Raw genomic sequence first — 14,331 nt, 5'->3', positions numbered from 1 at the left:
GTTCTCAGCAATGAGAAAGCTCACATAAAAGAAAGGCTAAATAAGTAACCTGTCGCGTCAATTTCCATAAAAGAATACAGAGAATAGACAATGATTACATCAGGCGCATTAAAGAGCCAAATTGACAAGCTATGGGAAGAGTTCTGGACGGGCGGGATCACCAACCCGTTAACCGTAGTTGAGCAAATTACCTATTTGATGTACGCCCGTATGCTAGACATGAACGAGCGTAACGACGAAAAACGTAGCGCACGCACGGGTAAGCCATTTAATCGCCGTTTCCCTGATGACAAGCAGCACATCCGCTGGGAAAACTTCCGTCATCTTGGCGCAGAAAAGCTATACCCACTAGTAAAAGACGAACTCTTTCCGTATTTCAAACAACTCACGTCTGATGACACCCTGTTTGCAGACTTTATGAAAGATGCGCAGCTAATGATCCAAAAGCAATCGCTATTGGTCAAAGCGGTTGAGTTGGTAAGTGAACTGCCACTGGAAAACAAAGATGTAAAAGGTGACTTGTACGAATACTTGCTGTCTAAACTGACTACCGCAGGGATCAATGGCCAGTTCCGCACCCCGCGTCATATCATCCGCGCCATGATTGAAATGCTTGATGTCGAAGAAACTCACCGAGTATGTGACCCGGCCTGCGGCACCGGTGGTTTTCTCTCCACTACATACGAATACTTGCTAGAGAAGTACTCATCGCCGCAAGGGGTAGAAAAAGAGCAAGTTTTTGATAACGACGGTAAGCCAGTACTTGATGTGTATGGTAACCCGGTGTTTAACACCCTGTACGCAGGTGACTTACTTTCTAACCGTTGGCACATTGATGAAGATATGTTCCACGGCTTTGACTTTGATTCCACTATGCTTCGCGTTGCAGCAATGAACTTGGTGATGCACGGTGTAAAACAACCTGGGATTCATTACCAAGACACCCTAAGCCAGAGTTTTATTGAACGCTTCCCATCAGAGGCCAAAAACGGCTTTGATATTATCCTCGCCAACCCACCATTTAAAGGCAGCTTGGATGAGGAAGACGTCGATCCTGCTTTGCTTAAAGTAGTCAAAACCAAAAAAACCGAGCTGTTGTTTGTCGCGTTAATTCAGCGCATGCTTAAAGTGGGTGGCCGCAGTGCTACCATCGTGCCTGATGGCGTATTATTTGGCAGCTCCAACGCCCACCAGATGCTGCGTGAACACCTTATCGAAGATAACCAGCTAGAAGCGGTGATCTCACTCCCTAGTGGCGTGTTTAAACCTTACGCAGGTGTTTCAACCGCGATCCTAATTTTCACCAAAGGTGGCAGCACAAACAAGGTTTGGTTCTACGACGTGCAAGCCGATGGCCGTTCGTTAGACGATAAGCGTACCCCAATCAAAGATAACGACTTGCCAGACTTGGTTAAGCAGTACAAAGCGTATCAAGCTGCGGTAATGGCAGGTGAGTCAACCGAACAATGGGCAGACAAAACTCAAAAAGCCTTCTTGGTTGATAAAGAGGATATTAAGTCGAACAAATATGACCTGTCGATCAACCGTTATAAAGAAGTGGTGTACGAGCAAGAAAGCTATGAAGAACCTAAAGTGATTCTGAGCAAACTCAAAGCCCTCGAGAATGACATTCTAGCTGACCTAAATGAGTTGGAGTCGATGCTATGAGTTGGCCCGTCGTAAGCTTTGGAGACGTAGCCCAGTTTATTAATGGTGATAGAGGGAAAAACTACCCATCAAAAGGCTCTTTTGTTGATGAGGGTATCCCATTTATTAATGCTGGTAATCTAAGCCTTGTTCATACTATTTATGCAGATGCGCTCAATTACATAACTGAGGATAAGTTCAATTCATTGAACAGCGGGAAAATCGAAAAAGGGGATATCCTTTTTTGTTTGCGAGGCTCTCTAGGTAAGTTCGCATTGGTTGACTCAGATATGAAAGGGGCAATAGCTTCATCTCTTGTGATCATTCGCGTGAATGAGAAAATAAACATCGATTATTTGAAGCACTACTTAGGTAGCTTTCTTTGCGAAAGAGAGATTCAATTATATGAAAATGGCGCTGCTCAACCGAATCTATCAGCAACTGATTTGAAAACTTTTCAGATCCCACTTCCTCCACTAGAAGAACAAAAACGCATCGCTGCCATTTTGGATAAAGCCGATGCCATTCGCCAGAAACGCAAGCAAGCCATTAACCTTGCCGATGAGTTCTTACGCAGCGTGTTTTTGGATATGTTTGGTGATCCAGTAACGAACCCGAAGGGGTGGGAGGTTAAAAAGCTTAAAGACCTAACATCAAAACTTGGTAGTGGTTCAACCCCACGAGGAGGCAAGGAAGCTTATCTGAGTGAAGGCATCTCACTTATAAGAAGCCTTAATGTGCATGACAATAGCTTTGTTTATAAAGAACTTGCTTTTATTTCAGATGAACAGGCTGAAAAACTAAGAAATGTTGTAGTTAAAGAGCGAGATATTTTACTGAATATTACAGGGGCATCTGTTTGTCGATGTGCAATGGTTCCGAGTAATGTATTGCCCGCCAGAGTAAATCAGCACGTTTGTATAGTTAGAACTGATAGAAAACAGCTTTTACCTGAGTTTGCAACGAGACTTCTCACTTCAACGAGTTTTAAGCAGATGATGATGAGTATCGCGACTTCTGGAGGCGCAACACGCGAGGCTTTGACCAAGCAGCAAGTCGAAAATTTATCTATGATTGTGCCGCCAATGGAGCTGCAAAAGAAATTCTGTGCATTAGACAGAAAACTCGTTGGTTTTGAGACTAAATCTAAGCAGCAAGTTTCCATGCCTATATTTGATGCACTTTCCCAAAAAGCTTTTTCAGGCCAACTATAAATTTCAGAGGTATCTTCGGATGCCTCTTTTTTGCTCAAAGGTTAGGCCCTTTCTATTTTAAACAACGGAAAATAACATCGCTTACCGTTGGAAGATTTAAAGGGTCCACGACTCCACTGGCACCTATCACATCAGTAACTATTCAATAACTTCTCTCTTTTAAACTTAATCGTAAAAATAATTACACCTTGGTAATTTAACTTCCCAATTTAAAGTGTGATTAGCGACTTACTCCCCGATAAATCAACTTGTTACTGACGGGAATGTTTGTTGCAATGCATTTACTTGTATACGGAGGCTGCTAAGTACGAATTATCTAGCGCAACGAAATTTAAGGTTAGGCAACTAAGGTGAGGTCATCAATGGATACTACGTCCCCAAGCGTACTTGAACCTGCAAGTGCGATACTCGGCTCTACTTCAGTTTATGGTTGCCTACGAGCCATTTTAACGAAGCGAGAATTATCTCATCCCACTGGCCAGCCGCTATTTACCTATCAATTAACAGAACCAGAATATCATCACTTACGAACCAGCTTAAAAAACCAAAAATTGCCAACAAGGTTGCACGGAGATAGTAGCTGGTGCGCGGCTTTTTGTCTTTTCAGCGCTGAGTGGTATCGACGTCAGTATCAAGGTGGTTGGAGCTGGAGTGGCATATCAAGCAGCTTAGGATTTGAGTTAGATGCTAACCAACGTAGTAAGGTAATAAAAACAGGTTTTAAGTATTGGCAGCGTACGGTTAGCCAATATAACGATGATAGACATAGCTTTCTTGGGTCAGTGTTTAGAGAGGGGGGGCTACCTTATGGCTTACTAGCGAGCGAAGGTGGCCGATTCCAAGCAATCTTTAAGCGTATTCTTAGGGTTTTTGATGACGCACAGGCATACGGTCAGTCTCCCTTTCAGTTGGTGTCGGAGGGGCTTGAACATTTACCTGAAGCATTTAGACAAGAAACGACGGTTGATCTTATCACTAATATGGCGGAGCTATTGCTGCGTTTAACTGATGAATACAATCTGCAACAACAAGAGCAACCTGCCAATCATTTAGATAACCAATTGCCCAATTGGAGAGATCTATTTCCAATCCCACTTGATACAGACACTGGCAGCGAATTTCTCACTGGCTTGCTTACTTCTGCGTCCGTTCAGCGAAAAAGCAAATCACAACAAACAAAACGAATTATTTGCTGGCAAAGGCTTTCAAACAATGAAGATTTGGGTTTTGTTACTCAAATTAAATTGATGAAGACGATACCTATGCCTTTTAAACGCGAAACATTGATTAACAGTCGAGTTGAGTTATTTATACAAGAAGGCAATCGAGTCATTGCTGAGTTGGGTGTTGGGCATGCAACCTTTGAAGGAGAGGCCACCAAGGTTATTTTACGAACTCCTGCTTGTGAGTTTCGTCGACACGCCATAGAGCAGGATCTGTATTTGGTGGTATTACAAGCGGGCGTTGAGCTTCATCGAGAAGAAATTCCTAACTCTGACCTCGCTATTAATGAAATGCCGATTGTACTTAGGTCAGACGGTGAGCATGATTGGGTCGTAGGGCAAGGAAGCGTGAGTACCAAAGCTGACCAACTCAAAGCTATCTTACTAAAAGATGCGGCTTACACGGCCGAGTTTCCAGAACTGTGCTCGACGGTAACAACTGATCACTATCAGCTTGTTGAGTTCAGTGGAGAAATTAAGGTTGATTATAGTACTGAAGAAGATGAGCACGATACCTATGTAATATCGACACGTCAGTCGGCAGTATTAGCCGATCAAGTCAGTGTTCGAGGGACTAAATTACAGTATTACTCTAGCACTGGACAACCTATCTATTTGGGCTTACCGACTATTACTAGTCAAGAACCAAATACAGAATTGTGGTTAGGTAATAAACGGCTAGGAGACGCCCATCAAGCGGGCTTGTTTGGTATTCAATCGGTACGTTTAAAGGCGAGTGGTAATCGCACAATGCTTCGTAAACGACTCGCTATTCTTCCGCAGTCATTCCACCTTGAGCTGAAGCCGTCTAAGCAGGCTAATAGTGGTTTTGTCGATCTTCATTGTGAAAGGAACTTATTTGTATCCATAGAAGGCGAACAGGTCTCCTATAAACAAACCAATATAGACGGTGGCAAAAGAATCAAGGTGATAGCCGAAGGGTCACCACCAGCGGATATTATTCTCTCTATCAGCGCAAACCTGATGGCTGACCCGATAAAAGTACGGGTACCTTTTCCTGCCTCAGGAGCGTTAACCTTTGACAAACATGGTAACGGTTTAGCTAAGAGAATCACTATCGATGATTTATTAGGTGCGCGTATTCAGTTTTTCCCGCGTGTAGATGTAGCGGCGAGTTATTATATTGAATTGAAAGGGCCGATGAGGTCTCGTGATGCGTCTTATTATTGGGAGTACAAGGTTACCGATAAGGTCCTAGAGGTCAGTCTATATGAGTTTCGTCATCGCATTCGAGAACTACTGGCGGCATCTGGTGAGCTGGATGATGAAGTTCGAATGATCATTGGAGGAGCGGGCTGTAGAGAGCAGCAAACGATCATTGGACGATATGCCACAGAAGCTCAACAGTTCAATGAGACAGTAAGCTTTAATGTAAAACTGGAAAATGACCTAGTTATTAAGCCAGAATTAATTAATTTGGCTGACCCTGCAGAAAAACCGCATGCCCTTCAACAAAGATATTCAAATGGCGTTGCGACAGGTGTATTCGAGCTAAATACAAAGTTATCTCAGCCAGCGTTAATCGTTCCTTCAAACAATACTCAGCTTGCTTTTCGTGCGAAGTTTATTCCGAGTAGTGAACCTATTGAACGTTCTAATGATGTAAAAACCTTAAATAAGGCTGTGGCGCTATTTCATCCAGTAACTAACCCAAACGCGATAGCCGATGTTCTTCCAATGTTAGCTAATGATTTTAACCACAGTAGTTGGCGATTTATTAACGACTTGTTTGCTAATTACTCACACTTGCCAATGGCGACCTTTGAAGTGTGGAAAGCATTAGTGAAACATACTGCTTGCTTATCTGCACTAGCGTTTAAAGCAGATAACCCCGTTCAATTAATGGAACGCTTGAAAGTTGAATTCAATGTTATTTGGGAGCTTATACCGCTGAGTATTTGGCGGTCACATATTGTTAAGTTTCGCCAGATGTTACTAGATATAGGGCTACCTGAAAAAGTGGTAGATAACAAAGTTAAGAGCAAGCTAGAAACTCTTTCTGAGTTTTCGCCACTGTTTGAAAAGCAGTGCTGTTCACTAATTGACGATCAATTTATACAACAAGAAGCGAATTTGCCAGCTGTCTTTCAATATTGTCTGCCTGAATGGAGCCAAGATTTGGTGCGAGTTCATTTGTCTGACCGTGAGTGGCCGACAGCATTTAGTTTTGAGTTAGAAACATGGTGCAAAAAACACTGTGAATCGCTTATTCATTTCGAAGTCATTCGTGGGTTTCACAAGAGCGTCCTTTATTTTCCGGTCTTTGCAGCTGCAGTGGCGTGTGGAAAAGTTCATTTGGAAGAGCTGACACCGACACTTTATCCCTTAGATTATTTCCATTTACGACAGATTGTTGAGTTTGACCGCCATTGGTTTAACCCGGTATTTCAAAGTGCATTATGCGTATTTGCCCAAGAGGAAGCTTAAATGAAGCAATATTTTGCCACCCTAAAACAACAAGCTAATAGCCGAGCAAAAGAGTCGACTTTAAGTATTTTGGGTATTAAGAATCCGGCTCTTAGAAACCATTTAAGTGAGCGAATGGAAACGGATGAAAAGTTTGTTCACGGTCCTGTGTTTGAGCAAATGTTCGCTTGGGAAGCAGACGAGATAACGATAGAAGACCTCTCTACCTCCGCTCATAACAACTTACTCAGCCCTGAGTTACTAAATGCATTAGATGTTTCACCACATAAAGAAGGATGTAAAAAAGACAGTAGCTGCAAGTGTAAATATGTATTGAATAGAGAAATAAAACCCTACAAACATCAATTGAAAGCATGGAAAGGGTTACTTGATCCTCGCCCTCAATCTCAAATTATCACCAGTGGAACTGGATCAGGCAAGACTGAATGTTTCATGGTACCTATACTCGAAGATTTGTACCGAGAGACACAGCAGACAAGCCGTTCGCTAACAGGGGTGAGAGCGTTATTTCTATATCCTTTGAATGCGTTAATAAACTCGCAGAAAGAACGATTGAATGCTTGGACGACGCACTTTAATGGTGATATTCGATTTTGTCTGTATAACGGAAATACACCTAATGACCTTAAAGCCCAAGATAGGCAAAGGCAAAGAAAGCAGCCTCAGGAAGTACTTTCTAGAAAGTTGATGCGAGAAAACCCAGCTCCTATTTTGGTAACCAATGGAACCATGTTGGAGTATATGTTGGTGAGGCAAGCCGACGCACCCATCATCCAAAAGTCACAGGGTAAGTTGCGTTGGATCGTACTAGATGAAGCACATACGTATATTGGTTCGCAAGCCGCTGAACTTGCTTTGCAGCTAAGACGTGTTATGCAAGCTTTTGATGTTAAGCCTGAGGATATTCGATTTATTGCGACATCTGCAACAATTGCGGGTGCTGAAGCTGAAACACAACTTAAAGAATACCTCGCTAGGCTAGCTAATGTAGGCGTAGAGCAGGTAGCTGTCATTGGGGGGAGACGTGTAGTTCCTGGCTTACCCAAAGTAACGCCAGCAGATTTAACTCTTAGTGAAATAGAAGCGATAGAGCCAGAGGGTGAACAACCTAAAGATAAGAAGCGGAGTCAAAATTCGGAAGTATCAGAGCGTCGATACTCTGCTTTAGCGAGTTCTGCACTAGCCGTTAAAATACGAGAGTTGTTAGCTGGCGACAATGTAGGCCCGGTACATTACGCTGAATTACTCGATAAATTAAAACCTTATGATTTAAACGAAGCAGAGTTATGCCGATGGCTGGATATCTGTACCGGAACCAAACATTCTCATAGCAGTGAGGCGTTTTTAAAACTCAGAGCTCATTATTTTCAGCGAACGTTGCATGGTTTGTGGTGCTGTATTGACCCAAACTGCCCGAATAAACAGCAGTCTAAATTGAATGGCGCGTGGCCATTTGGGTTTGTTTATAGTGAGCATCGTCAGAAATGTCATTGTGGGGCAGCAGTGCTTGAATTAGCGTTTTGCAATGATTGTAACGAACCACATTTATTGGCAACTGATCACAATGGTCACTTGCAACAATGGACCGGAAAAATTAATGATGAGTTTTCATTGCTTGATGAAGAAGAAAAAGAGGTAGACGAGGAGCGCTCAGATCAGTTTTCTAAAAACAGAACCGCAAGTGATACTCAAGTTGTTATTGGAGCAAAACAGAGCGATGAATATAAATACCAATTAAAAGGATTTGATACTGCTGGGCGCGAAGAATCTTTGGAAAACAGTTCAATTCACTTAGCTGAGTTGATGAGTGAATCGCAACAGTGCTGCGAATGTGGTTACTCAGGTAGAGGTCAGTACAGTAAAGCGTTACGAAGAGGGTTACTGGGGGCGCCATTCTATACAGCGATTGCTGTACCAACAGTATTGGAATACTGCCCAGATATTGAGGTGGATAAAGAATCCAAGATAGGCCCTAACTCTGTTCCTGGTCGAGGACGTCGGTTAATTACCTTTACCGATAGTCGACAAGGAACGGCAAAAATGTCAATTCGTATGCAGCAAGAAGCAGAACGGTCGCGATTGCGAGGTTTGGTATTTAAGGAGCTTCGTAGGCATGTGGAAGAGAAAGTCATTATAGATGAGGCGTTACTCGACAGCGTAAAAGACTACTTGAGTATGCCTATCGAAAAATTACGAGTTATGCTGCCATCCATCGAAAAATCCATGCCTGAAGATGCTAAGGCACTAAAAGAATATATTGATATTGCCAGTAGTTCGGTTGCTATACCTTTGCCTCAAACAATCACTTGGTCTGATCTTGCAGCTGTTATTAAACAAGATAATGATTTAAAAGAGTCGATGTTAAAAGAGAACAAGCGGTTATCGCCAGAAATTTTCGATGATTCGACAGGACCTCTACGACTGACTCAAATGCTACTGACGAGAGAGTTTGCAAGACGACCAAAAAATAGAAACAATCTAGAGACTCAGGGGTTAGTTAAAATAGTCTACCCGGCATTGGACAAAATCGAGGCTGTCCCGGAGCTTTGGGGGAATTATGGTCTAACGGTAAAAGATTGGCGTGATTACCTTAAAGTTTGTTTGGATTTTTTTGTACGTGAAAACTCTTATATAACCATTGATCGTGAATGGATTCGTTGGATCGGTATGCACTTTTCACCTAAAACTTTGTTAGGGCCTGACGCGAGTGATGTCGATGAAAACAGAGCCAAGAGTTGGCCGTTAGTACGAAAAGGCAGTAAACGTCAACAACGTATAATTACTTTGCTCACTGTCGCCACTGGCATTGATATTACGAGTACGGCAGGGGAGGACACGGTTAATGGCTGGTTGGTTTCTGCTTGGAATGCGTTAACCGGTTCGAAAATCTTGCAAGATTCAACAGCAGATAAACAATATAGTTTGAACCTGACTAATGTCAGTTTTTCATTGATGAATTCGGCTTATATATGTCCGATTACGAACAAACTGCTAGACACTACGTTTAAAGGAATTACTCCTTATATTCCGTTTAAAGGCCAGTTAGATGGCAACCTATGTGAAAAAGTGAAACTTCCCGCCGTATGGGCTTTCGAAGGAAGTGATGACTTCTTGCTTTCACTTATCTTAATGCGCAAAGATATTGCGAATTCACCGGAAGTAAGATCACTTAGAGAGCAGAATTTGTGGACGGATATTAATGATCGAACGGTAGAGGGTGGTTTTTACTATGCTTCAGCAGAACACTCTGCACAACAATCCGCTGAGCGACTTAAAATCTATGAGGATGAGTTTAAAGTTGGTAGGAAAAATGTCCTCAACTGCTCTACAACAATGGAAATGGGCGTTGATATCGGTGGTATTACTGCGGTAGTGATGAATAATGTACCACCACACCCAGCGAACTATCTTCAGCGAGCAGGCCGAGCTGGTCGATCTAAAGAATCTAGAGCGATAAGTTACACACTATGTAAAAGTAATCCCCATGATATGTTGGTTTTTAATAACCCGAAATGGCCATTTACTACTGTTATATCAGCCCCTCATGTTGCATTTTCGTCTGAGAAATTGGTGCAGAGACATGTAAACTCATTTTTGATGGGACGCTTTTTAATCGAAGAAGTTGGTTTAACAAGTAAAGAAAAATTTAACTTAGATCTTGAGTGGTTTAACACAAAGGTGAATGACGAAAAATCTATCGCAGAACGTTATATCAACTGGGTCAAAACGTGTGATAAGAGGTTTCAATCAGCCTTAGCTACTTTAGTTAAAGGTACAGCGTTGAGAAATGCTCCTTTAGCACACATCTGTAAACACTCAGCAAAGAAAATAGAGGAAATCACCACTCGGTGGGTAAATGAATATCAATACATAGAAAATGAATTGGTTGGCGTTGATCCTGATGGCCCTTATGCTTATAAGCTAAATAGTGAGAAGTCTCGTTTATGTCGAGAGTACTTACTACGGGATTTAGCAACAAGAGCGTTCCTTCCTGGATATGGATTCCCTACTGATGTCGTAAACTTGGATACCGATAATATCGTTGATTTTAGAAGGCGGCTTCAATTTAGGAATGTTAGTAAACTCGATCGAGAGGATAATGTTTCTATCAATCGAGGATTGCCAAGTCGAAACCTAGCTGTTGCAATTCGAGAGTATGCTCCCGGTTCAGAAATAGTACTTGATGGCAGAGTACATAGAGCGGCAGGTATCTCGCTGAATTGGCAGAAAATTCACGTTGATGGTGCGAAAGATTCTCAGAAATTTGACTTAGCTTGGCGTTGCCCAAGTTGTGGTCAGACAGGCTACGAAACGGATCTAGAAATACAATCTGATTCAAATAACCTTATATGCACTAATATAGCTTGTGGCCAAAATGTCCCAGACAATACTGATTGTCGAAAAAAAGTGATTCAACCTACAGGCTTTGTTACTGATTATTATCGAGAACCAACAAATAATATTTCTAATAATAATTATGTTCCCGTTCAACCTTCTTGGGTTATTGCATCAGGTACAGCAACGCCATTACCAATGCCTGCACTTGGTTATATGGTGGCGGATGCCAATGGCAAGGTCTTCCATCATAGTTCTGGATTGTCGGGCAAAGGGTATGCGTTATGTATGGCTTGCGGCCGCGCAGAGTCAATGACAGCGAAAGGTGAGTTGCCAAAAGCACTTAACTTTGAAAAAACACATAAACCACCGCGTCCTAGTAAATTCGATAAAGATGAAGTAGGTCGACACGCTGATTGTAACGGGTCTGCCAAGATAATGTCTTCGATTCATTTAGGTATTAACTCCCGAACCGATGTATTTGAATTGGTGATTAAGAACCCTAAAACAGGTGAATACATACCTGATAATGAGCAGGGTCGAAAAATAGCGACCACATTAGCTGTGGCACTACGAAAGTGCTTAGTAGAGCAGCTCGGTGTCTCTACAAACGAAATCCAGTATAGCGTTAGGCCAACAGTTATTGGTCATAATCAACACGCATTAGTGCTTCAGTTGTTCGACAGCGTGGGCGGTGGTGCCGGATTTTCGACATCCGCGCCATTTCATATTTCCGAGATATTGAATGGATTAGTTGGAAAACTTGATTGTAGGAAGCAATGTGACGCGTTTTGTCCTGAATGCCTTTTAGAGTCGGATTCGAAACACGATACCGATAAGCTCGATCGCATGTTAGCGATAGAATGGTTAGGTGATAATTTTAAACATTACGTATTACTCTCGACTAAGCACCAAAACCTTATCAAGGATGGAAAATACTGCCCTCAAACTATCGAGGCGCAGTTGACCGATTTGCTCAATGAAAAGGTGTCGGAATGTTTATTTGTTCTTTCTTCTGAAGTCGAAGGGTGGGATACATCTCTTGTCTTGATGAAATCGAAATTGCATGAACTATTAGCGAAGAATATCGCTGTTTCAATAGTTGTCCCTAAAGTTGAATTCACAGATGAAATTGTGAGTTTCTTAAGGGAAATACAAAAAATTGGCGTTCAGCTTAAATATGGAAAAGAGTGTGGAGCTATTGTTTTTCAAGGCTTAACAGGTAGCGGTTGGTCTACACTAGCGAACCTTGATATTAAAGCAACCACCCCTGGAGAGCATTGGCTTACAGCGGAAGATATTTCCATTGTTTCTTATAGTGAACCAGAAATAGCGACAACCCCTTTCAAATTAGACTCCATGGAGCCAACCCACTTGTTAGGAGCCGTCCATGTTGATCTTACGACTGAATTAAATGGATCGTTATCAAATTTCGGCAGAGGTTTTGTTAACTTATTAAAGAGTAAAGATGAGCGATTAACAAAGCTCTTCAAAGATGGTGAATTGAAGAGCATTTCGTACTCAGATAGGTATCTCCAAAGTCCGGTTTCTTTATTGTTGCTAGCTGAAGTACTCAAAGCGCTAGGAAAAACATCGGATTGCCAAATAGAAGTAAGTAGCTGTTTTGATGAACACAATCGAAGCCCATTAGCTGTTAATCATGATTGGAACAATCGCTACGATTACGATGCAATATTTAATGCTTGGTTGACTCATATGGCTGGCAAAAGAGTCGATATAAATATAATTGATAACAAACGCGAAGTACCGCACCGAAGAGCAATACAGTTGCATTTTTCTACTGGTGATATCGTTGAGATCACCCTAGATCAAGGCTTTGGATATTGGCGATTAGATCTTGCTAGTGGGATGCATCGATTTGATTTCATGAGAGATACACAAGATCAGATAAAGCGGCTAATTGAGATTTATAAATTGGCTAAGGTGTCTAATAGTGCCAGCTGGTCTACTTGGATTGCAATTAATGTGTTGTAAGTATTTGAATATAATTAGGTTAAAAATGAAAATAACATCACTTACCGTTGGTGGATTCAAAGGTATTAAGAATAAAGCCACGATTCCACTCGCACCTATCACGTTGTTCTTTGGGGCAAACAGTACAGGTAAAAGCACTGTATTACATGCATTACTGTATCTGTATGAAGTGATCGCTAAACGTAATTTTGATGCACAGTACAGCTCAATCGCTGGGGAGTCGCTCTACTTTGGTGGTTTTCACAATATTGTTCATGGTAAGGATTTAAATGGAGTTATCACCTTAGGTGCAACACTAGATTTTAGAGATGGAGTGGCGGATATTTGGGATGATTATTTGTCCAGCTCTGAACAATGGTTACTAGAATCCCATTTAGGCTTTACACCAGATTCAGACGCTGATGTTGTATCATTTGAGTTAGACATTAAATGGGACCATACCAAAAGTCGTGCGTTTATCAGCCGATATGTATGTAAAAGCCACGGCATTGAGTATTTCAAAACAACAGCTCAAGTCGGTCGACCAGATTGCCAAATTGCTCACTATCAACCACTGCCACATTGGGAAGTAGATGAATCATTTAAAATCGAAAACCTCTTTGATTCTGGCCAGTGGGAAGATGTCTCAATAAATGGCCAAGATGCGTTGCCGAATATCCATAAAAGGCTTGATCTATCCAACGCACCTTTCGATTGGTCTGATGTTTTCGAAAGTCATCCGTTAGCCGCCCAGTTGTTTGCCGAAGCCTCACTCTCTCAAGCAGCGCTTGCGCCACTAAAGCTATTAGTGAATAAACTTGAAGATTTGCTTCATATTGGGCCGTTACGCATTATGCCAACACGCGCAACCGTCTTGAACAAAAAGACTAGTTCGCAGCGCTGGTATGACGGAACAGCTGGCTGGGAGACCTTCGCCTTTGCCAATGAAAGAGTAAAAGCCAAAACTAATGAAAAGTTCGTTAGTAGCCAGTTCTTTGGCACTAATTACTGCTTTGAGTCTCCAGCTTACGGCGAAGCAAGTTTGAGTGAAAAATCGGTCATCCTTAAAGACTCTCATACTAACATTCCTTTATTGCCATCAAGCGTCGGTGTTGGTGTATCACAAGTCTTCCCATTTGTAGTTGCAACGTCACTTGAACAAGATCTTATCGTGTCGTGCGAGCAGCCTGAATTGCATATTCACCCCAAGTGGCAGTTGGCTTTGGGGGATATGATGATTGAAGCAGTTAAGAATAACCCAGATAGAATGTTTCTCATCGAAACGCATAGTGAGCACTTGATGTTACGCCTTCTAAGAAGAACGGTTGATGAAGGGGCGCTTTCAATAACGCCTGATGAGATTAGAGTTATCAATGTGTTTAAACACGACGAAGAAATCCATTATCAACGCCAGCGTATTACAGACAGTGGGGATTTCGAACTTGATTGGCCAGAAGGTTTTTTTGAAGAGCGATATGGAGAGGTGTAAG

5 protein-coding genes are annotated in these 14,331 nt (G+C 42.0%); all 5 read left to right on the top strand.

The annotated features are described in order from the left end of the window. Nucleotides 1–90: 90 nt before the first annotated feature. The 5 genes from AACQ75_RS09790 to AACQ75_RS09770 all read left to right on the top strand — a co-directional run bounded on the left by AACQ75_RS09790 (nt 91) and on the right by AACQ75_RS09770 (nt 14,330). The gene (locus AACQ75_RS09790) at nt 91–1,668 is read left to right on the top strand and encodes a type I restriction-modification system subunit M (RefSeq protein WP_064626411.1); all 1,578 of its coding nucleotides are present in this window, start codon (nt 91–93) and stop codon (nt 1,666–1,668) included. Further along, entirely contained in the window at nt 1,665–2,861 is a 1,197-nt protein-coding gene (locus AACQ75_RS09785; RefSeq protein WP_064626409.1) for a restriction endonuclease subunit S, read from the top strand. Before AACQ75_RS09790 ends, AACQ75_RS09785 begins: the two co-directional genes overlap by 4 nt. A gap of 362 nt (nt 2,862–3,223) precedes the next feature. Then, nucleotides 3,224–6,532, top strand: a complete 3,309-nt coding sequence (locus AACQ75_RS09780) for an STY4851/ECs_5259 family protein (RefSeq protein WP_064626407.1) — start codon at nt 3,224–3,226, stop codon at nt 6,530–6,532. After that, a complete protein-coding gene (locus AACQ75_RS09775) occupies nt 6,533–12,862 on the top strand; it encodes a DEAD/DEAH box helicase (protein WP_064626405.1) in 6,330 nt (2,109 codons plus the stop codon). It begins immediately after the preceding gene. Next, nucleotides 12,822–14,330: an AAA family ATPase gene (locus AACQ75_RS09770; protein WP_339605553.1), complete on the top strand. Its 1,509-nt coding sequence runs from the start codon at nt 12,822–12,824 to the stop codon at nt 14,328–14,330. The genes AACQ75_RS09775 and AACQ75_RS09770 overlap by 41 nt, the downstream gene beginning before the upstream one ends. Nucleotide 14,331: the final 1 nt, after the last annotated feature.

Source organism: Vibrio sp. B1-2, assembly GCF_963888445.1.
In the GTDB taxonomy this organism is placed as follows: Bacteria; Pseudomonadota; Gammaproteobacteria; order Enterobacterales; family Vibrionaceae; genus Vibrio; species Vibrio anguillarum.
Note: the sequence above shows the minus strand (reverse complement) of the source record. Positions and strands in the feature narration are given on the sequence as shown.